The sequence below is a fragment of the Microbacterium sp. Soil_N32 genome (assembly GCF_057655505.1).
In genome coordinates this window covers 1,112,903-1,131,110 of the sequence record NZ_JBDGME010000019.1, presented here as the reverse complement: position 1 = coordinate 1,131,110, position 18,208 = coordinate 1,112,903, and the positions used below count along the sequence as shown (strand labels likewise).

The window sequence follows — 18,208 nt, the reverse complement described above, 5'->3', positions numbered from 1 at the left end:
GTCACGAACAAAGGAGACACCGCATGAGCGGTCAGTCACAGACAGGGTTCACACCCACGGGAACCATCGCGACCGCGGCGGACCGCCGTCGCGTCGTCTTCGCCACGGTGGTCGGCACCACCGTCGAGTGGTACGACTTCTTCATCTACGCCACGGCGGTCGGACTCGTGTTCGGCCAGCTGTTCTTCGCGCCGCTCGGCGCCGACAGCGCCATCATCGCGTTCGCCACCGTCGGCGTCAGCTTCCTCTTCCGTCCGCTGGGGGCGTTCCTGGCCGGACACTTCGGTGACAAGCTCGGCCGCAAGACCGTGCTCATGTGGACGCTGATCCTCATGGGGCTCGCCACCGCACTCATCGGCGTGCTGCCGACCTACGAGACGATCGGCGTCACGGCGCCCATCCTGCTCGTGCTGCTGCGCATCCTGCAGGGCATCTCGGCCGGCGGCGAGTGGGGAGGAGCGGTGCTCATGGCCGTCGAGCACGCGCCCCGCACCCGTCGCGGCATCTTCGGCGCATCGCCGCAGATCGGCGTGCCCCTCGGCCTGCTGCTCGCCTCGGGCGTGATGGCGCTCATGACCGCGCTCGCCCCCGGCGACCAGTTCCTCGCCTGGGGGTGGCGCGTGCCGTTCCTGCTCAGCGTCGTGCTGATCCTCGTGGGCTACTACGTGCGCCGCAAGGTCGAGGAGAGCCCCGTCTTCGCCGAACTGGCGGAGCGCAAGGAACGGGCCAAGATGCCCATCCTGCAGCTCTTCCGCAAGCACCTGCTGCTGGTGATCATCGCGGCGTTCGTGTTCGCCGGCAACAACGCGGTCGGCTACATGACGACCGGCGGGTACATCCAGAACTACACCACCGACCCCGAGGGGCCGATCGGTCTCGAGCGCGGACCGGTGCTGTGGGCCGTGGCCGGTTCGGCGGTCACCTGGCTGCTCACGACGCTGCTCGCCGGATGGGTCTGCGACCGCATCGGCCGTCGCACCACGTACATCATCGGCTGGGTGCTGCAGCTCGGCGGCGTGTTCGCACTGTTCCCGCTCGTCAACACGGGCGAGATCGGCCTCGTGTTCGCCGGCCTCGCGATCCTCACGATCGGCCTCGGCTTCACCTACGGGCCGCAGGCAGCGCTGTACACGGAGCTGTTCCCGGCGAGCATCCGCTTCTCGGGCGTCTCGATCTCGTACGCGATCGGTGCGATCGCCGGCGGGGCCTTCGCGCCCACCATCGCCGCGGCGATCGTGAAGGCCACGGGTTCCACGGGCGCCGTGACCTGGTACCTCTCCGGGATGACCGTGCTGGGCCTCGTCGCCACGCTGCTGCTGCGCGACCGCTCCGGCATCCCCCTCGGTCCGGACCACGAGGACGAGCAGTCTGTGAGCCCCATCTACGGCCTCGCCAAGGCCTGACCCCTCGGTCGGCCCCGGCCGGCCTGCTCCCGTCGCACTTTCTGTCGCTTCCACCTCGGCGCGGCGACAGAAAGTGCGACGGGAGCGCAGAATGAGAATCTCGGAAGGGATCGACGACGATGCAGTTCCACCACCACGGCTACGTGTCGGGAGACCCGCGGGTGCAGGACGCCGCGGGCACCGGCCTCGACCGGCCCGCCGATCTCCCCGACGAGATCGACGTGCTGATCGTCGGGTCCGGCCCCGCCGGCATGCTGCTCGCGGCGCAGATGTCGCAGTACCCCGACGTCGTCACGCGCCTCGTCGAGAAGCGCGAGGGGCGGTTGGCGCTCGGGCAGGCCGACGGCATTCAGCCGCGCAGCGTCGAGACCTTCCAGGCGTTCGGGTTCGCCGAGCGCATCACGGCCGAGGCCTACAACATCGGGTGGATGAACTTCTGGGGACCGGACCCCGCCGACCCCGCCGGGATCGTGCGCACGACCCGCACCGCCGACTACGCCTACGACATCTGCGAGTTCCCGCATCTGATCGTCAACCAGGCGCGCGTGCTCGACTACTTCGCCGAAGCGGCGGTCGACGGCCCCGCGCGCATCGTGCCGGACTACGGCATCGAGTTCGTGGGGCTCACCGTGCACGACGACGGCGAGTACCCCGTCGAGGTGCGATTGCGGCACGTCGCCGGGCCGCGCTCGGGGGAGGAGCGCACCGTGCACGCGAAGTACGTCGCCGGGTGCGACGGAGCGCGCAGCGGCGTGCGTCAGGCCATCGGTCGCACGCACGTCGGGGCGAGCGCCGCCCACGCCTGGGGCGTGATGGACGTGCTGGTCGACACCGACTTCCCCGACTGGCGCACCAAGTGCGCGATCAACTCGCGGGCGGGGAACATCCTGCACATCCCGCGCGAGGGCGGCTACCTGAGCCGCATGTACATCGACCTCGGCGAGGTCGCTCACGACGACGACCACCGCGTGCGGCAGACGCCGATCGACGAGATCATCCGCCGCGCGAACGACATCCTCCACCCCTACACGCTCGACGTGCGCGAGGTGGCCTGGCACAGCGTGTACGAGGTCGGGCACCGGGTGACCGACGGCTTCGACGATGCGACGGGCGAGGAGGGACGGTCGCCGCGCGTGTTCCTCACCGGCGATGCCTGTCACACCCACAGCGCCAAAGCGGGACAGGGCATGAACGTGTCGATGCAGGACGGGTTCAACCTCGGATGGAAGCTCGGGTCGGTGCTCACCGGCCGTGCGCCCGAGAGCCTGCTCGCCACCTACGGCGCCGAACGGCAGCCGGTCGCACAGCAACTCATCGACTTCGACCGCGAGTGGTCGAGCCTCATGGCCCGCAAGCCCGAGGAGATCTCCGACCCGAACGACCTCGCGACATATTACCTCGCGACCGCCGAGTTTCCGTCGGGGTTCATGACCCGGTACACACCGTCGATGATCATCGCATCGGAGCAGCATCAGGCGCTCGCCGCCGGCTACCCGGTGGGCAAACGATTCAAGTCGGCCGAGGTGGTGCGGGTGAGCGACGGGAACGTCGTGCATCTGGGGCACCATGCGCGGGCGGACGGCCGGTGGCGGGTGTATGCGTTCGGCGACGCGGACGGCGCGCGGCTGCATGCCTGGGCGGAAGCGGTCGCGCCGGTGCTGGCGCGCTTCACGCCGGGGGAGGCCGCGCAGGACGCCGTGTTCGATGCGAAGGTCGTCTTCCGCCAGCCGTTCGAGGAGCTGGAGGTGACCACGGCCCCGGCGCTCTTCCGGCCGCGGAGCGGACCGCTGGGGCTCGTGGACTGGGAGAAGGTCTACGCTGCCGGGCCGAGCAAGTGGACGGAGGTCGACATCTTCGCGGCGCGGGAGATCTCGGACGACGGTGCGGTGGTGCTGGTGCGGCCGGACCAGTACGTGGCCGCGGTGCTGCCGTTGGACGCGGACGGGGTGGCGGAGCTCGCGGAGTTCCTGGCGGGGGCGTTCCTGCCGGCGGCGTGAGCGCGACGTGCAGCCCGATGGATCGTCGGTCTGGCGGATGTCGGTGGCCGGTCCTACCGTGGACGCGGACGCGCGACGACGCCCGCCGCGCACTCGTCAGGAGGAGCACGTCATGGATTGGAAGATCGAACTCATCTTCGTGCCCGTGTCGGATGTCGACCGGGCCAAGGAGTTCTACCAGAGGGTCGGATTCCACGCCGACCACGACCACACGGTGACCGAGGGCCTGCGCTTCGTGCAGATGACGCCGCCCGGTTCCGCGTGCTCGATCGCCTTCGGCACCGGCCTGGGGATCGGCCTCGAGCCCGGGCAGCAGAACACCATCCAGGTGGTGGTGCCCGATGCCGACGAGGCGCTCGCGCATCTGCGGGGTCTCGGCGTCGAGGCCGAGGGGGTCGACGATCAGGACTGGGGGCGCTTCGTGCGATTCTCCGATCCAGACGGCAACACCTGGACGCTGCAACAGCTACCGGACTACGGCGCGCAGGGATGAGGCGCGGTCGCTGTCTCAGGCGCGGCGGGCGGCGACGACCTCGGCCTTGAAGCCGGCGGCGTTCTCGAGCCACCCGGCGTAGTGGTCGGGGTCACCGGCGTGCGGGTACCGGTCGTGGTACAGGGGGGACCATCCGTGTGACGGTGCCTCGGCCATGAGGACGTCGACGTCGTCGGCGGTGGCCACCTCGAAGGCGAGATGGTTGACGCCCGGGCGGCGGCGGTCGTGCTCGTCGTGCGCGAGGTTCGGTGAGGTGGTCACGGTGAGGTACGCGCCGTCGGCATGCCACGACTCGCCGCGATCCCACTGGTCGGTCCGTTCGAAGCCCACGCGCGCCAGCAGCCAGGCCCAGTCGTCTCGTGCGCTGCCCTGGTCAGAGACCCAGAGTTCGACGTGATGCAATCCGGCCATCGGACGACTCAGCCGATCGCCGTCGCGCTGCCGGAGACGACGATGCCGCCGGTCTCCGGGATCTGCACGTGCAGCTCGCTGGGCCGGCCCACGTGCGCGCCCTGCCGGATCACGAGCCGTCGCTCGGGCCAACCGATCGCTCGCAGGTACGCGCCCGTCGCCGCGGCCGCCGACCCCGTCGCCGGGTCTTCGGTGATGCGGCCCACCGGGAAGAGGTTGCGCGCCTCGAAGAGCGCCGCCTCGTGGGCGAACAGCACCGTCACCGTGCCGGGCCACCCCTGCGCGCGCATGAGCGCGGCGAGCTCGGCCGGTGCGAAGCGGAACTGGTGGAAGAGCTCACGGTCGGCGATCACCAGGATCGGATGCCGGTTGCCGGCGAACGACTCCTTCGCCGGGAAGCGCGGATCGAGGTCGGAGCCGTCGAGTCCGAGCAGCGCCAGGAGCCGGTCGCGCACATCGGGGTCGAGGTCGCGCACCTCCGGTTCGATGCTCGTGAACGCGACGGTGATCCGTCCGTCGGGGGACACGGTGGAACGCAGAGCGACCTCGCCGGCCGGAGTGTCGAAGACCACGTCACCCGCACCGTCGCGCTCGGCGAGTGCGACGGCGGTCGCGACGGTGGCGTGCCCGCAGAACGGAACCTCGGCGCCGGGGGAGAAGTACCGCACGCGCGCGCGGGACACACCATCGGCGGCGGAACGTGCCGTCACGAAGGCCGTCTCGGAGTATCCGACCGCGGCCGCGATCGCGAGCATCCGCTCCTCGTCGAGACCCGACGCGTCGAGCACGACACCGGCGGGGTTGCCGCCGTCCGGTGCGGCGGCGAACGCGCTGTAGCGCAGGATCTCGGGCGAATCCGTCATGAGTCGGAGCCTATCGCCTGCTCCGGTCACGAGTTCACGCGGATGATCTCCTGCTGGTACGGCGCGATCACGTCGCCCGAGATGCGCAGGTCGAGCAGCAGGAAACGCCGAGTGCGGGCGTCTTCCTGCGCCCACGCGGCGAGGCGGTCGAGATCGGCGAGGGTGCGCACCACGACTCCCTCCGCGCCGACCGCGGCGCCGAACGCCGCGAAGTCGACCTCGGGGATGCGCATCGGGCCCTCGGCGAGTCCCTTGAGACCGTAGAGGTTGACCTCCGCACCATAGGCGGCGTCGTTCCAGATCACGGCCATACCCCGCCCTGCGGCCGCGCGGACGGCCGACTCGAGGTCGGCGATGGCCATGAGCCCTCCACCGTCGCCCGACGTGAGCACGATGGTCGCCTCTCGCCGGGCGAGGGCTGCGCCCACGATGCTCGGCCACCCCTGACCGATCGACTGGAACGCGGTGCCGACCATCATCATGCGATCGGGCGCGGCAACCGGCCAGTACATGTTCGCCCAGCCGATGAAGTGGCCGCCGTCGGAGACGACGACGCGGTCGTCTGGCAGCAGTTCGCCGATGCGTCGCGCGGCGGACCGCGGGTCGAGCCGCCCGTCGGGCGCGAGCTCGTCGCCCGCCTCGTACGCGCGGGCGGCCACCACGTCGACGGCCTCTCGCCACGGCCGCGTTTCGGGGGCGGATGCAGGGGCGAGGCGTGCGACGAGGGCCTCGGCGGCGAGGCGGGCGTCGGCGCGCACGAAGCCGCCGACGTGGGCGTGGGTGGCGGCAGGGGAGATGTCGACCTGGAACACCCGTGTGCCCGGCGCGAACAGTGCGCCGAAACGCATCGTGAACTGATTGAGTCCCGCCCCGAACACGACGGCGACGTCGGCCTCGCGGATCACCTCCATCGCCCCCTCGGCGCCGAACCCGCCGGTCACCCCCAGGTCGTATCGCGCGTCGGGGAACACCCCGCGTCCCAGCGCCGTCGACGCCGTGAGAGCCCCGGTCGCCTCCGCCAGCGCGCCCAGGGCCTCGCTCGCACCGGCGAGCCAGGCACCCCGGCCGGCGAGCAGGAACGGGCGCTCGGCGTCGCGCAGCGCCGCGGCGATCTCGTCGAGCATGCCCTCGGCGAACTCGCCGCGCGGGGCCAGAGGCGCGGGCACCCGCGGCTCCGGGGCGTCGGGCACCGGACCCGCGTCGAGCGACGCCACGTCGTAGGGGATCGCGAGCACCACGGGGACGCGGTACGTCAGCGCGTGCTCGATCGCGATGACCGTGGTGGCGGCGGCATCCGCACGGCCCACCGTGTACGTGCGCGCGCCCACGGCCGAGGCGAGCGCGATTTGATCGACGTCCCAGGGGCGCGGGCCCGACGTCGGTTCGTCGCCGACCACCAGCACGAGGGGGACGTGCGCCTGGACCGCCTCGGCCAGAGCCGTGAGCGTGTTCGTGAACCCGGCGCCGTAGGTCGACGTGCCCGCGGCGATGCGGCCGGAGGCGCGGTAGTGCGCGTCAGCGGCGACCACTGCTCCCTGCTCATGGCGCACGGCTGTGAACACGGCGTCGGTCTGCGTCTCGAGCGCGTCGAGGAAGTACGCGTTGCCGTTGCCCATCACCCCGAAGACGGCATCGATGTGCTGGGCGAGCGTGAGGGCGACGTGAGCGGACACGGAGGGCATGGCGAAGCCTTTCGAGACAGGGACGGAGAGATGCGTTCCGTATGTGTCTCGCACCCGCGTCGTCGCGCGGTGCTTCGTGCCCCTTTTTCAGGCACCGATCGTCAGAGGACCGGACGAGTGCAGTCTATCGCCCGGCGTGGCGCACAATGGAGCGGTGACTGATGCAGCGAACGAGCGCGAGACGCTCACCTGGGACGGCTTCGGTGCCGCCACCCGCGACCTGGCCCGGAACATCCTCGACTCCGGCTTCGAGCCGGAGGTCGTCGTGGCGATCGCGCGCGGCGGACTGCTGCCGGCGGGCGCCATCGCCTACGGCCTGGGCGCGAAGAACTGCGGCGCGATCAATGTCGAGTTCTACACCGGCATCGGCACCGTGCTCGACGCCCCGGAGGTGCTTCCTCCCGAGCTCGACATGGCCTACCTCGACGGTCGGCGGGTGCTGCTGGTCGACGACGTCGCCGACTCGGGGCGCACCCTGGCCCTCGCCGTGCAGATGTTGAAGGAGAAGGGCGCCGACGTGCGCTCGGTGACGATCTACACCAAGCCGTCGACGATCATCCAGCCCGACTACGCCTGGAAGGACACCGACCTCTGGATCAACTTCCCGTGGTCGTTCCAGGGCACCGTGCGCGAGGAGGACCTCGGGCTCGCGCCCTCGGCCTGAGCGGATGCGCTGACCCGGCGCGTGCGGAGACGGCCTAACGCCGCCGATCCGCCCCGTGCCGTCACCCTCGGAGCAACCCGCGGAGGGTCTGGATCGTGTCGGCCTCGGCCGGGGTCTTGTCGGGCCGGTAGCCCTTCACCCGGGCGAACCGCAGCGCCACCCCGCCCGGGTAGCGCGGCGACTGCTGCACCCCGTCGATCGCGATCTCGACCACGAACTCGGGGCGCACGAACACGGTCGACTGCGTGCGCCGGGTCTCGGCGCCCGGGAAGGTGTCGGTCTGCCAGCGGAGGAGCTGATCGGTGAGCCCCTTGAAGGTCTTGCCCACCATCACCAGCCCGCCGGGGTCGCCGAACTCGCCCTCGGGGTCGCGCGCCCCCAGATGCAGATTCGACAGCATGCCGCTGCGTCGCCCCGAGCCCCATTCGGCGCCGAGCACCACGAGGTCGAAGGTGAGCACGGGCTTGACCTTGATCCACGACTTGCCGCGGCGGCCGGCGGTGTAGGGCGAATCAATCGCCTTCACGAGCACCCCTTCATGCCCCGCTGCCAGCGCCTCCCGCGAGAGCTGTTCGGCCTCGTCCGCATCGGCGGTCACGACGCCGGGCATGCGCCATTCGCCCGCCACGCGTTCGAGTTCGGCGAGGCGCGCGCGCAACGGTTCGTCGATGAGGTCGCGTCCGTCGACGTGCAGCACGTCGAAGAACCAGGGGCGCAGAGCCAGTTCGCGCGCGGCATCGGCGCCGAACCGCGACATGGTCTGCTGGAACGGCCGAGGACCCCCGTCTTCGTCGAGCGCGAGCGTCTCGCCGTCGAGGATGAGATCGTCCGCCGGCAGCGCCCGCACGACGTCGACGATCTCGGGCACCCGATGCGTGATGTCGGCCAGACTGCGGGTGTAGACGCCGACCTCGTCGCCGCGACGGTGCACCTGGATGCGGGCGCCGTCGAGCTTGAACTCGACCGATGCCTCGCCGGTGGTGCCCAGCGCCTCGGTCGGGGAGGACGCCGTGGAGGCGAGCATCGGGAGAACGGGGCGGCCGACCTGCAGCCCGACATCGTCGAGATCGTCGGGGCTGCCGGTGAGGGCGATGCGCGCCGTCTCGCCGATGTCGCCCGAGAGCATCGCGGCCCGGCGCACGGCGTCGGGTGCGCGGTCGGCGGCGCGCGCGATCGCGTCGAGAAGCACACCGCCGAGCGCGCCGGTGCGCAGTTCACCGAGCATCGACCGGGTCACGAAGTCCCACTCGGCGGGGGTCGAACGGGCGGCGAGGGCGTGCAGCACCTCGGCCCGCACGCCGCTCGACCCTGCTCCGGCAGCCGAGGCGAGGTCGGTGAGCGCGTGGTCGACGTCGGCGATCGTGAGCGACGACTGCTCGGCGTGCGCCACGTCGAGCGAGGCGATCCCGCGCCAGCCCACGCCGACCCTGCCCTGCCGGGGCGCAGCGAGCAGGAGTCCGACCAGCGCCGGGACGTCGTCGGCGTCGGCCGAGCGCAGGAGCCCTGCGAGCACGTCGATCTTGGTGAGGCGCGATGCGGTGGCGGCGACCGCCTCGGCGGCGTGGACGAGCGTGGAGAGGTCCATGCGGCGATGATGCCACCGGTCGCCGACATCGCGCAGAGCGTTGACAACGCCGCGGGCGACGCCTGTTCAGCGGCCGGTGAACCGCGGCGGTCGCTTCTCCTGGAAGGCCGTGAAGCCCTCGCGGTAGTCCTCGGTGTCGCGCAGCGCGGCCTGGGCGGCGGTCTCGAGGTCCATCGCCTCCCACAGGGCGAGACGCTGATCGCGGATGCGCGCGACGATCTCCTTGCTCGCGCGGAACGCGGCCGTGGCGCCCGTGGCCGCGCCGCGCGCCGCGTCGAAGGTCGCCGGCACGACGTCGTCGTCGGCGAGCACCCGGGAGAACAGCCCCGCGGCGACCGCCTCGACGCCGCTCATCATGCGACCGGTGTAGACGAGGTCGAGAGCGCGGTGCGCGCCGAGGCGCTCGACGAAGAGCGCGTGCCCTCCGGAGTCGAGGGCCGCGCCGAGGCCGGCGAACGGCGAGCCGATCCGCGCCGACTCGGCGACGTACACCACGTCGGTGGCGATCAGCAGTCCGAGTCCCACGCCCAGGCACGCGCCGTGCGCCGCGGCGAACGTGGGGGCGGGGAACCGCGCCATGCGTCGCATCAAGGGCATGACGAGCCCGCCGAGGAATCCGATGACGTCGTCGTCGCGCGGGTCGACCCCGGCGATGTCCCGGCCCGCGCAGAACGCGCGTCCCTCTCCGCGCAGCACGAGGGCGCGCACCCCGGCGGCCTCCGCGTCGGCGTAGGCGGCGTCGAGGTCGCGCAGGGCCTGCTCGTCGACGGCGTTGCGCTTCGCGGGGGCGTCGAGGACGACGGTCGCGACGTCGTCGGCGATGGTGAGGTCGATCATCGGATGCTCCTTCGCCGGGCCGCTCAGACGTCGTAGTCGACGACCACGCGGTCGCTGGTCGGATGGGACTGGCAGGTGAGCACGAACCCGCGCTCGATCTCGTCGGGTTGGAGCGCGTAGTTCTCGGTCATCGTCACGCTGCCCTCCACGAGCCGCGCGCGGCAGGTGCCGCACACTCCGCCGGCGCAGGCGAAGGGGGCGTCCGGCCGGACGCGCAGCGCGGCATTGAGCAGCGACTCGTGCGCGTCGACCGGGCTCTCGACGGTCGACGAGACGCCGTCGAGCGTCACCTCCACCCGTACCGTGCGCTCACCGGCGCGCACCTCGACGGGGCGCGCCGCACGCGAGGGCTCGTCGCCGGTCGTGAAGAGCTCGAACCGGATGTGCTCGCGCGAGACCCCCAGATCGCCGAGGACCTCGCGGCACAGGTCGACGAGAGCGAGGGGGCCGCACAGGAACCACTCGTCGACCTGCGCGGGCGGGATGAGCGCGGTGAGGATGGTGCGCAGCTTGGTCTCGTCGATGCGCCCCGAGAGCAGGGGAGCGGTGCGCTGTTCGCGGGACAGCACGTGATGCAGGGTCAGACGGGTGGGGTGGCGATCTTTGAGATCGGCGAGATCGTCGAGGAACATCACGTCGGACGACGAACGGTTCGTGTACAGCAGTGTGAACCGCGCGGTCTCCGAGCGGGCGAGCACCGACTGGGCGAGCGCCATGAGCGGGGTGATTCCCGACCCCGCGGCGATGCCGACGATGTGGCGGCCGTCGACGTCGGGCAGTGACGAGGTGAAGGTTCCCTGGGGGCTCATCACGTCGATGGTCGATCCCGGGCGGAGTCCCGTCTGCGCCCACGTCGAGAACAGACCGCCCTCGTCGCGTTTGACCGCGATGCTGAGCCGGGTCGCCGTGCCGTCTCGGCGGTGCTCGGGCGCCCGGCAGAGCGAGTACGAGCGGCGCACCTCCGCGCCGTCCAGCGTCGTGCGCAGCGCGACGTGCTGACCGGGGAGATAGGAGAACTCATCGGCGAGGTCGTCGGGGACCGCGAACGACACCTCCACGGCATCATCGGTGAGCGGTCGCACCTCGGCGACGCGCAGCGCGTGGAAGCGTGCGCGCCGACGCGGCGACGGTTCATCGCGCGCCGCGGTCTCGTCGCGCGGCGATGGAGCATCGCTGAGCATCAGTGCACCTTGAAGTGATCGAAGGGCTCGAGGCAGGTCCGGCACTCGAACAGCGCCTTGCACGAGGTCGAGCCGAAGCGCGACACCTCGCGGGTGTCGAGCGACCCGCACTGCGGGCAGCGCACGCTGAGGGGCAGGCGCAGCGGCCCGGTGCCGACGCGCGAGCGGCCGGTCGGCGGGGCGATGCCGTAGGCGCTGAGCTTCTGCCGACCCGCATCCGTCATCCAGTCGGTGCTCCAGGCGGGGGAGAGCACGAGACGCACCTCGACGCTCTCGTAGCCGGCGGCCGTGAGCGCGAGCACGATATCGTCGCGGATGGTGGTCATCGCGGGGCATCCGCTGTACGTGGGCGTGATGTCGACCCGCACGGCGCCGTCCGCGACCTCCACCGCGCGCAGCACACCCAGGTCCTCGATGGTCAGGACCGGAACCTCGGGATCGGCGACGGCGGCGGCGATCCGCCAGGCATCCGTCGTCTGCGTCGCGGTCACCACGTCGCCCCCGGATGCCGTCGCGCGAGCACCTGCATCTCGGCGAGGATGCGCCCGAGCGGCGCGGCGTGCGAGCCCCGGCGACCTCCGGCGGCTGAGGCGGCGACCTCCGGCACGGACAGCTCGGCTTCCGTGAACACCGCAGAGACGACCGTGTCGAACCCGGCGCGGAGCGACGAGGGCCGCACGGCCGTGCCCTCGAGTCGCTCGATCAGGTCGTCGTCGCGGAACAGCTCGTCGACGTACGGCCAGATGTCGCCGATCGCGCGGATCATGCGTCGCCGCGACTCGACGGTTCCGCCCGCCAGCCGCAGCACCCACTGCACCGCGTGGTCCCGGTGGTAGTCGACCTCTTTGCGTGCCTTCTCGGCGACCGCGGCGAGCGTCGCGTCGTCGCTGCGGCGGAGCGCCTGATACAGCTCGACCATGTACGTCGCGACCACGAACTGCCGAGCGATGGTCTGCGCGAAGTCGCCGTTCGGCTGCTCGACGATCCACGCGCAGCGGAACTCGTGCTCGTCGCGGAAGTACGCGAGGTCGTCTTCGCTGCGCCCGTCGAACGAGCCCGCGTGGTGCAGCAGCGACCGCGCGTGACCGAGCAGGTCGAGCGCGATGTTCGCGAGGGCGACGTCCTCCTCCAGCTCGGGGGCGCGCGAGATCCAGCCGCCGAGCTGCTGCGCGAGGATGAGGGCGTCGTCGCCGAGGCGCAGGGCGTATTCGGCGGCGTCCGCCGAGGCCGGGGGCGCGCCGGCGGCGGTGAGTTCGTCGGACAGGTGCAGTTCGGCGACCGAGACCGCCCCGTGAACGTCGTCGAGCGAGTCGTCCATCACAGGTGCGGCACCCCCTCCGACGCCGTGTACGCCACAGCGTGCCGGTAGTTCTTGCCCGCGGGGCTCTCGAACCACGCGCCCTTCGCGTCGGGATCGCTCGTCGTGATCGCCGCAGACGGAGCCACCCAGATCGATACCCCCTCGCCGCGCCGCGTGTACAGGTCGCGCGCGTTGCGGATCGCCATCTCGGCGTCCGGAGCGTGCAGCGATCCGACGTGCACGTGGCTGAGGCCGCGGTTCGCGCGCACGAACACCTCCCAGAGGGGCCAGGTCTCTCGGGCATCCGTGCCGGGGGCCGCCATCACGCCACCGCCCGTTCGGCGCGCTGGGCCTGTGTGCGGGCGTACGCGGCGGCCGCCTCCCGCACCCAGGCCCCGTCTTCGTGCGCGGTGCGGCGACGTTCGAGCCGCTCGGCGTTGCACGGGCCGTTGCCGCGCAGCACCTCGAAGAACGCATCCCAGTCGATCTCGCCCATCTCGTAGCGACCGGTGCTGTCGTCGAGGCGCAGGTCGGGGTCGGGCAGCGTCACCCCGAGGATCTCGGCCTGCGGCACGAGCATCTGCACGAACCGCTGGCGCAGCTCGTCGTTCGAGAAGCGCTTGATCTTCCACGCCATCGACTGCGCCGAGTTCGGGGAGAGGTCGTCGGGCGGGCCGAACATGGCCAGGCTGGGCCAGTACCAGCGGTCGACCGCATCCTGCGCCATCGCGCGCTGCTCGTCGGTGCCGCGCATGAGGGTGAGGAGGATCTCGAACCCCTGGCGCTGATGAAACGACTCCTCCTTGCAGATGCGCACCATCGCACGGCCGTAGGGGCCGTACGAGGCGCGGCACAGGGGCACCTGGTTGCAGATGGCCGCGCCGTCGACGAGCCACCCGATCGCTCCCATGTCGGCCCAGGTGGGGGTCGGGTAGTTGAAGATCGACGAGTACTTGGCCTTGCCGTCGATGAGCTGCTTCGTCATCTCGTCGCGCGTGATGCCGAGGGTCTGCGCCGCCGAATAGAGATAGAGGCCGTGCCCCGCCTCGTCCTGCACCTTGGCCATGAGGATGGCCTTGCGATGCAGGCTGGGCGCGCGCGTGATCCAGTTCCCCTCGGGCTGCATGCCGATGATCTCGGAGTGCGCGTGCTGCGAGATCTGCCGGATGAGCGTCTTGCGGTACGCCTCGGGCATCCAGTCGCGGGGTTCGATGCGCTGCTCGTTCGCGAGGAGCTCTTCGAACAGGTGCTCCTCGTCGGTGCGCCCGTCGTTCGCGATGGTCGGGACTGTCGCTCCGGTCATGTGTTCGCCTCCCGTCGGCCCGCATCTTTACTGACCGATCGTTAGGTAATTCTGCCACGGCGGCGCTCGGAGGACAACGGGCACGTTGACATCGCGAGGCGGCCCGAGCATATTCGTCAGTGACGGAGAGCTTTCCCGTGTTCGCAGCAGTCGAGACCGACGGCGCTCGTCCGGTCCTGGCGACAGATCGAAGGAGATCGCAGGATGAAGAAGCTGATCAACGCCCCGGAGGACGTGCTCGTCGAATCGCTCAAGGGCGTCGCGGCGGCGCATCCCGAGCTGGCCGTCGACCTCGAGACGCACGTGATCACCCGGGCCGAACCCAAGGCGCAGGGCAAGGTCGCGATCGTGTCGGGCGGCGGCTCCGGCCACGAGCCGCTGCACGGCGGATACGTGGGAGTCGGGATGCTCGACGCCGCCGTGGCGGGCGAGGTGTTCACCTCGCCGACGCCCGACCGGGTGCAGGCCGCGACCAAGGCGGTCGACCGCGGGGCGGGCGTGCTGCACATCGTGAAGAACTACACCGGCGACGTGCTCAACTTCGAGATGGCGGCGGAGCTCGCCGCCATGGAGGGCATCGAGGTCGGCACCGTGGTGGTCGACGACGACGTGGCCGTGCAGGACTCCCTGTACACCGCCGGTCGCCGCGGAGTCGGGCTCACCGTGCTGCTCGAGAAGCTCGTCGGCGCGGCCGCCGAGGAGGGGCAGGATCTGGCGGCGGTCGTCGCCCTCGCCCAGCGCATCAACGGCCAGGGGCGGTCGATGGGCATGGCGCTGACCAGCTGCACCGTGCCCGCGGCGGGCAAGCCCACCTTCGAGCTCCCCGACGACCAGATGGAGATCGGCATCGGCATCCACGGCGAACCCGGTCGCCATCGCGAGCCGCTGGCGCCGGCATCGGAGATCGCGCGCCAGCTCGTCGAGCCGATCCTCGCCGACCTCGACGCCGCCGGCCCGGCGATCGTGATGCTCAACGGTATGGGCGCGACACCCCTCATCGAGCTGTACCTCATGTACGGCGAGGTCGCAGCGCTGCTCGAACGGGCCGGCGTGCAGATCGCCCGCACCCTCGTGGGCGACTACATCACCTCGCTCGACATGGCGGGCTGCTCGCTGACCGTGTTGAAGGCCGACGACGAATTGCTGCGGCTATGGGACGCGCCGGTCGTGACCCCCGGTCTGCGCTGGGGCGCCTGATGGCCGCGGAGACCCTCGACACGGCCCGGCTGCACGACTGGATCACGCGCTTCGGAGCCGCCGTGGCCGAGAAGCGGGAATGGCTCACCGACCTCGACTCGGCCATCGGCGATGCCGACCACGGGGCCAACATGGCGCGCGGCATGTCGGCGGTGGCGGAGAAGCTCGGATCGAGCGCGCCCGCCGCGGCCGACGACCTGCTGAAGACGGTCGGAATGACGCTCGTGAGCTCGGTGGGCGGTGCGAGCGGCCCGCTCTACGGCACGTTCTTCCTGCGGATGGGGATGGCAGCCGGAGCGGTGCAGGAGCTCGACGCTCCGGCCCTCGCGGCTGCGCTGCGCGCGGGGCTCGAGGGGATCGTCGCCCGGGGGAAGGCCGAAGCGGGCGACAAGACGCTGCTGGACGCGATGTCTCCCGCGGTCGACGCGTTCGATGCGGCGCTGGCCGGCGGCGGCGATCTCGCCGAAGCAGCGAAGAACGCCGCGGTGGCCGCCGCCACCGGGCGCGACGCGACCCTGCCGCTCGTCGCGCGCAAAGGCCGGGCGAGCTATCTCGGGGAACGGAGCGCCGGACACCTCGACCCCGGGGCGGCCTCGACCGCGCTGCTGTTCGAGAGCCTCGACGCGGCGATCGCCGAGGGCTGATGATCGGCATCGTCGCGGTCTCGCACAGTGCACGACTGGGCGAGGCGGCCCTGGAGCTCGCTCGGCAGATGGTGCCGGGGGGCCGGGTGCCCGTCCGGGTCGCCGCCGGAGCCGGTGTCGAGGAGGACGGGACTCCCATCCTCGGAACCGACGCGGTCGCCGTGTCCGCGGCGATCGACGAGCTCGCCGCGGACTGCGACGGCGTGCTCGTGCTCATGGACCTGGGCTCGGCCGTGCTGAGCGCCGAACTCGCCCTCGAACTGCGGGCGAGCGACGTCGCCGTGCGCCTGGTGCCCGCGCCGTTCGTCGAGGGACTGCTCGCCGCCGTCGTATCGGCCGCCGCCGGATCCGCGCTCGAGGACGTGGTCGCCGAGGCGACGGATGCGCTCGCCGCCAAGTCGGGGCAGCTCGCTCCCGCGGGCACGGGTGGCGCAGGTGCGGGTGCCGATGGTGCCGGAGCGGCTGCTGATGGCGAGGCGGAGGTCGACGCAAGGACGGATGCCGACGCCGGCGCGGCGGAGGGGTCGTCGACCGGGGAGCGACGCGTGGTGCGGGTGCGCAACCCGCAGGGGGTGCACGCGCGACCCGCGGCGCTGATCGCCGAGGCCGCCGCGGGCGCGGCCGTCGACCTGCGGCGTCTGCCGGACGGTCCTGCGGCCTCCGCGTCGAGCCTCATCCGCCTGCTCGCCCTCGGCGCGCGGCAGGGCGACGAGGTCGAGCTGGTCGCCCGAGGGGCGGATGCCGCGCCGGCGCTCGACCGCATCGCCGCGCTCTTCGACGACGGCTTCGGCGAGGGCGTCGATGATGCCCCGGCCGCGGATCGGTCGAGGGCGGGTTCCACCGCCGATGGCCCTGCTGCTCGCGTGGCCACGGCCGAGCCACCCGCCTCCGGTGCGGGAGAACCGCCGGCGCGAGACGTGCCCGACAGCGCGGGCGACGCCGACCGCGATCCTCTTCCGGCGGGCACGGTGCTGCGCGGACGCGGGGTCAGCCCGGGCGCGGCTGCCGGCCCCGTCGTGCGCCTCGTCCCCGCCGTCGCCGAGCCGGACGACACCGGCGCCGCGGCTCCCGCCGACCGAGCCGCGGAGGTCGAGGCGCTCGAGCGCGCCGTCGCCGCCGTCGCCGAGCGGTTGCGCGCGCGAGCCGAGGTCGCGACGGGCGAGGCCCGCAGCATCCTCGAGGCCACGCGCGCCATGGCATCCGATCCCGCGCTCCGGGCCGACGCGGCGAGCATCGTGCGCACGCAGGGGCGTTCGGCCGCGCGCGCCGTCTGGGACGTGATGCGCGGTCACGAGCAGGCGCTCGACGCCGTCGGAGGGCGCACGGCCGAGCGCGTCGCCGACATCCGCGACGTGCGCGACCGGCTGGTCGCCGAGCTCACCGGCGTCGAGATGCCCGGCGTGCCCGATCGTTCTGCGCCCTTCGTGCTCGTCGCCGTCGATCTCTCACCCGCCGACACGGCGTCGCTCAGCGGCGGGGCGTGCGTCGCGCTCGTCACCGAGCAGGGCGGGCCCACCTCGCACACCGCCATCATCGCCCGGTCGCTGGGGTTGCCGGCGGTCGTGGCGGCGGAGGGCGCTCTGCGCATCCCGGAGGGCGCGACGGTGCTCGTCGACGGCGAGCACGGCACGGTCGAGGTCGACCCCGTGGTGGAACACATCGAGGCGGCCCGCGCGGCTGCGGTCGTCGTTGACTACGGCGGCGGCGGTGCGCTCTCGGACGGTACGTCGATCGCTCTGCTCGCGAACGTGGGTGGCGCGGCGGACGCGCTCGGCGCTGCCACGGCGGGGGCCGACGGCATCGGGCTGTTCCGCACCGAATTCTGCTTCCTCGGGCGCAGTGAGGCTCCGTCGATCGAGGAGCAGGTCATCGCCTATCGCGGCGTGCTGGCGCCCTTCGCCGGGCGGCGGGTGGTGGCCCGCACGCTGGATGCCGGCAGCGACAAGCCGTTGCCGTTCGCGAACGCCGACCACGAGGAGAACCCGGCGCTGGGCGTGCGCGGGTTGCGCATCGCCCGTCGTTCGCCCGCCCTGCTCGACGACCAGTTGCGTGCGCTCGCCCTCGCGGCCGCGGCCGAGCACGCGCACCTCGAGGTCATGGCGCCGATGGTGGCCACGGTCGACGAGGCCGAGCAGTTCGCGACGCGGGCCCGCGCGGCGGGCATCGAGAGGGTGGGCGTCATGATCGAGACGCCCGCTGCCGCCCTGATGGCCCGGGAGCTGTGCGAGGTCGTCGACTTCGTGAGCCTCGGCACGAACGACCTGGCCCAGTACACCCTCGCCGCGGACCGGATGCTCGGCGACCTCGCCGACCTGACCGACCCCTGGCAGCCCGCGGTGCTGCGCCTGATCGGCCTCGTCGGCGACGCCGGTCGGGCGACGGGACGGCCGGTCGGCGTGTGCGGAGAGGCGGCGGCCGACGCGGCGCTCGCCCCGGTGCTCGTCGGCCTCGGCGTGACCTCGCTTTCGATGGGTCCGCGGTCGCTGGGTCGGGTGGCCCGGGCGCTGGCCGCGGTCGACGGCGCGGAATGTCGGCGGCGCGCCGAGGCCGCGCTGGCCGCTCCGACGGCCGACCGCGCGCGCGAGGCGACGACGCGAGACGCGACGGCGGGTGGGTGACGCCCTCGCGCCCTGAGCCGCCTCCGTATC

At 72.0% G+C, this 18,208-nt stretch carries 17 protein-coding genes; 7 read left to right on the top strand and 10 right to left on the bottom strand.

The genetic code is table 11. The annotated features are described in order from the left end of the window. The first annotated feature begins 23 nt into the window (after positions 1 to 23). The 3 genes from AC3A3J_RS13625 to AC3A3J_RS13615 all read left to right on the top strand — a co-directional run bounded on the left by AC3A3J_RS13625 (position 24) and on the right by AC3A3J_RS13615 (position 3,893). Positions 24 to 1,403 carry an MFS transporter gene (locus AC3A3J_RS13625; RefSeq protein WP_487672782.1) on the top strand — a complete coding sequence of 460 codons (1,380 nt, stop codon included), beginning with the start codon at positions 24 to 26 and terminating at the stop codon, positions 1,401 to 1,403. A gap of 119 nt (positions 1,404 to 1,522) precedes the next feature. Further along, a complete protein-coding gene (locus tag AC3A3J_RS13620) occupies positions 1,523 to 3,400 on the top strand; it encodes an FAD-dependent monooxygenase (RefSeq protein ID WP_487672781.1) in 1,878 nt (625 codons plus the stop codon). A 112-nt stretch (positions 3,401 to 3,512) separates the two neighbouring features. Beyond that, positions 3,513 to 3,893 (top strand): VOC family protein, encoded by a 381-nt coding sequence (locus tag AC3A3J_RS13615; RefSeq protein ID WP_487672780.1) that lies wholly within the window; start codon positions 3,513 to 3,515, stop codon positions 3,891 to 3,893. A gap of 15 nt (positions 3,894 to 3,908) precedes the next feature. Here AC3A3J_RS13615 and AC3A3J_RS13610 read toward each other — a convergent pair whose 3' ends face one another. The 3 genes from AC3A3J_RS13610 to AC3A3J_RS13600 are packed head-to-tail and all read right to left on the bottom strand — an operon-like array spanning position 3,909 to position 6,849. After that, entirely contained in the window at positions 3,909 to 4,304 is a 396-nt protein-coding gene (locus AC3A3J_RS13610; protein WP_487672779.1) for a VOC family protein, read from the bottom strand. Between the two features lie 8 nt (positions 4,305 to 4,312). After that, entirely contained in the window at positions 4,313 to 5,167 is an 855-nt protein-coding gene (locus AC3A3J_RS13605; RefSeq protein ID WP_487672778.1) for a PhzF family phenazine biosynthesis protein, read from the bottom strand. A gap of 26 nt (positions 5,168 to 5,193) precedes the next feature. Next, positions 5,194 to 6,849 carry a thiamine pyrophosphate-binding protein gene (locus tag AC3A3J_RS13600; protein ID WP_487672777.1) on the bottom strand — a complete coding sequence of 552 codons (1,656 nt, stop codon included), beginning with the start codon at positions 6,847 to 6,849 and terminating at the stop codon, positions 5,194 to 5,196. A gap of 154 nt (positions 6,850 to 7,003) precedes the next feature. Between AC3A3J_RS13600 and AC3A3J_RS13595 the strand changes: the two genes are divergently transcribed. Beyond that, positions 7,004 to 7,513 carry a phosphoribosyltransferase gene (locus AC3A3J_RS13595; protein ID WP_487672776.1) on the top strand — a complete coding sequence of 170 codons (510 nt, stop codon included), beginning with the start codon at positions 7,004 to 7,006 and terminating at the stop codon, positions 7,511 to 7,513. Positions 7,514 to 7,574: 61 nt separating this feature from the next. Here AC3A3J_RS13595 and AC3A3J_RS13590 read toward each other — a convergent pair whose 3' ends face one another. From AC3A3J_RS13590 to paaA, 7 genes are all read right to left on the bottom strand, one after another. After that, entirely contained in the window at positions 7,575 to 9,098 is a 1,524-nt protein-coding gene (locus AC3A3J_RS13590) for an ATP-dependent DNA ligase (RefSeq protein WP_487672775.1), read from the bottom strand. 66 nt (positions 9,099 to 9,164) lie between these two features. Next, positions 9,165 to 9,935 (bottom strand): enoyl-CoA hydratase/isomerase family protein, encoded by a 771-nt coding sequence (locus AC3A3J_RS13585; RefSeq protein ID WP_487672774.1) that lies wholly within the window; start codon positions 9,933 to 9,935, stop codon positions 9,165 to 9,167. Between the two features lie 23 nt (positions 9,936 to 9,958). Then, positions 9,959 to 11,116, bottom strand: a complete 1,158-nt coding sequence (gene paaE, locus AC3A3J_RS13580) for a 1,2-phenylacetyl-CoA epoxidase subunit PaaE (protein ID WP_487672773.1) — start codon at positions 11,114 to 11,116, stop codon at positions 9,959 to 9,961. Continuing rightward, positions 11,116 to 11,610, bottom strand: coding sequence for a 1,2-phenylacetyl-CoA epoxidase subunit PaaD (paaD, locus tag AC3A3J_RS13575; protein ID WP_487672772.1), 495 nt, complete (start codon positions 11,608 to 11,610; stop codon positions 11,116 to 11,118). Before paaD ends, paaE begins: the two co-directional genes overlap by 1 nt. After that, entirely contained in the window at positions 11,604 to 12,434 is an 831-nt protein-coding gene (paaC, locus tag AC3A3J_RS13570) for a 1,2-phenylacetyl-CoA epoxidase subunit PaaC (protein WP_487673118.1), read from the bottom strand. Before paaC ends, paaD begins: the two co-directional genes overlap by 7 nt. Then, positions 12,434 to 12,739 (bottom strand): 1,2-phenylacetyl-CoA epoxidase subunit PaaB, encoded by a 306-nt coding sequence (gene paaB, locus AC3A3J_RS13565; protein ID WP_487673117.1) that lies wholly within the window; start codon positions 12,737 to 12,739, stop codon positions 12,434 to 12,436. Before paaB ends, paaC begins: the two co-directional genes overlap by 1 nt. Further along, the gene (gene paaA / locus AC3A3J_RS13560) at positions 12,739 to 13,719 is read right to left on the bottom strand and encodes a 1,2-phenylacetyl-CoA epoxidase subunit PaaA (RefSeq protein ID WP_487672771.1); all 981 of its coding nucleotides are present in this window, start codon (positions 13,717 to 13,719) and stop codon (positions 12,739 to 12,741) included. Before paaA ends, paaB begins: the two co-directional genes overlap by 1 nt. Before the next feature lie 204 nt (positions 13,720 to 13,923). Between paaA and dhaK the strand changes: the two genes are divergently transcribed. The 3 genes from dhaK to ptsP are packed head-to-tail and all read left to right on the top strand — an operon-like array spanning position 13,924 to position 18,178. Beyond that, positions 13,924 to 14,916, top strand: coding sequence for a dihydroxyacetone kinase subunit DhaK (gene dhaK / locus AC3A3J_RS13555; RefSeq protein ID WP_487672770.1), 993 nt, complete (start codon positions 13,924 to 13,926; stop codon positions 14,914 to 14,916). After that, positions 14,916 to 15,560, top strand: a complete 645-nt coding sequence (dhaL, locus tag AC3A3J_RS13550; protein ID WP_487672769.1) for a dihydroxyacetone kinase subunit DhaL — start codon at positions 14,916 to 14,918, stop codon at positions 15,558 to 15,560. The genes dhaK and dhaL overlap by 1 nt, the downstream gene beginning before the upstream one ends. Continuing rightward, on the top strand, positions 15,560 to 18,178 hold the full coding sequence (gene ptsP, locus AC3A3J_RS13545; RefSeq protein ID WP_487672768.1) for a phosphoenolpyruvate--protein phosphotransferase: 2,619 nt from the start codon (positions 15,560 to 15,562) through the stop codon (positions 18,176 to 18,178). Before dhaL ends, ptsP begins: the two co-directional genes overlap by 1 nt. The last annotated feature ends 30 nt before the right edge of the window (positions 18,179 to 18,208 follow it).